Origin of the sequence: Thermoflexus sp., from assembly GCF_040289485.1 — a bacterium.
In the GTDB taxonomy this organism is placed as follows: Bacteria; Chloroflexota; Anaerolineae; order Thermoflexales; family Thermoflexaceae; genus Thermoflexus.
Genome location: NZ_PSLG01000110.1, coordinates 1 through 1,886 on the forward strand (window position 1 = coordinate 1; position 1,886 = coordinate 1,886).

Consider the following 1,886-nt stretch of genomic DNA (forward strand, 5'->3'; position numbering starts at 1 on the left):
GAAAGCTTCGTGGCTGAAATGGCTGATAATAAAAATGTCAGCTGTTGTCAACCCCTCGTTGTAGGCCGCCAGCACCTCCGCGTGGCGAATCACTTCCTGCCCGTCGGGCGAGGCGGCCGGGACGCCCGGGCGATGGCTTCCGAACCACTTGGTCGCGGCGTTGAAGGCGGCCTCGACCTCCGACGGCAACGAGGCGCCCGAGGCGCGGTTCAAGGCGGCGGCAATGTATGGGTGGGCCAGGATGAAGTAGGCGTCGCCCCGCGGGGGCGTCCAAAGGGCCTCCCTCCAGGTCTTGCCGCTGGAGAAGCAGGGATCGACCGGATGGAAGCCCGACGGCCAAGCGTCGGGATGCGTCTTCCAGAAGCCCGGGGTCCACACACAGCCCACCGGACACGGCGGCGCCGTCAGATGCACCGTCGCCTCGGCCGTGCGGGTCTCATGCGTGTCCGATTCGCGGAGGGTGGCGATGTTGTGCAACCCGGCGGTGGCATCGCAGGCCGCCACGTTGGTGACGACCTTGGTGAAGACGACCTGGCCCGAGCCTTGGAAATCCCACGGCCCCGTCTCGCTGGGCGCGCAGGCGAAGCCGGATGGACAATGCGCTACATCGGTCCCGCGAGCAGAGGCGTCCACCGCGCTGACGGTCGGATGCTCTGGGAGGGAGAAGCCCGCCTTCGGCTCTGGGCCCCACGGCTCCCCCAGGCGGCCGGAGTGGTTGAGGATGGTCACGATGGCGTGGTTGCGATACGCCTGGGCGTTGGGGATCGGGGAGAAGACGATCTCATAAGCGTAACAATGGAATTCCCCGGGGCCCAACGCTGGCTTCGCGGAGACATCCACTGGAACCGTCAAGAAGGGTGTGAAGGAGCCTCCTCGTGTGTAAATATCGTTATATTTGTCTTACTATTGGACTGTTTTCGTGGCAGGCCACCCGAGGGGTTCTGGACGGGAGGATCGGAGGCCCGTCACCGGGCGCCATCCTGTCCGTTAAATGCAGTGGAGAGAGCCCCCTCTGGGGGCACACCAAACATTTCGGAGGTGCGCGATGCGTCGCGGGATGCTCGTGCTGGTCCTCCTAAGCCTGTTGGCGCTGGTGACGACAGGGGTCGCGGGGGCCCAAGAACCTACCCCATCGGCGCCGCCGACGCCCGCACCGGCCCACCCGGCGACCGTCCGGGGCACGGTGACGGCCATCGGGGACAAGGCCCTGACCGTTGCGACCGAGCGTTTCGGCTCGGTGGCTGTGCAAATCGCTGAAACCACCCGCTTCCATGTCCCCGGCTTCATGCGGGCCGGGCTGGGGGAGGTCCGAACCGGCGATCGCGTCTTGGTCCACGGCCGCTGGGTGGAGGCCGGCAAGACCCTCGCGGCGAACTGGGTGATCGTCCGGGGGCCCACTCAGGTGCGCCACGGGACCATCCGCAGGATCGATGGAGCCGCCCGGCGGATGGAGGTGGAGACCCGCCGCGGGGAGGTGATCTCGGTGGAATGGACGGCGAACACCCGCCTGCACCTGACCGGGGTGATCTCCCCCACCTGGTCCGACCTGGGGGCCGGCTATCCCGTCACCGTCATCGGCCACGAGGTGAAAGGGACCTTCCTGGCCGGCCGGGTGGTCGCCCGACGACCCCATCGACTCTTCCGGGGCACCCTGACCGCCGTTGACGGAACCACCCTGGTGCTCCAGACGAAGGACGGTGAGGTCCGGGTGGCCACGAACGCCCAAACCCGCTTCCGGGTCCCCGGCCGCCCCAACGCCTCCCTCTCGGACCTCCAGCCGGGGATGAGGGTGGTCGTCCGTGCTGTAGGGGCGCCCGACGGGACTTGGGTGGCCCGGACGGTGGTCGCCCGGGAGCCGCAGCCGACGGCGCCCGCCACACCCGGGG

General features: G+C 68.1%; 1 protein-coding gene and 1 pseudogene. One reads left to right on the forward strand and one right to left on the reverse strand.

Translation table 11 applies throughout. From position 1 onward, the window contains the following. A pseudogene (locus C4313_RS11390) lies at positions 1 to 816 on the reverse strand (hypothetical protein); the annotation flags it as partial. Positions 817 to 1,045: 229 nt separating this feature from the next. On the opposite strand from C4313_RS11390, the gene C4313_RS11395 reads away from it, so the two are divergent. Then, positions 1,046 to 1,886: DUF5666 domain-containing protein (locus C4313_RS11395; protein WP_352429971.1), on the forward strand; the 841-nt coding region annotated here is incomplete at its 3' end.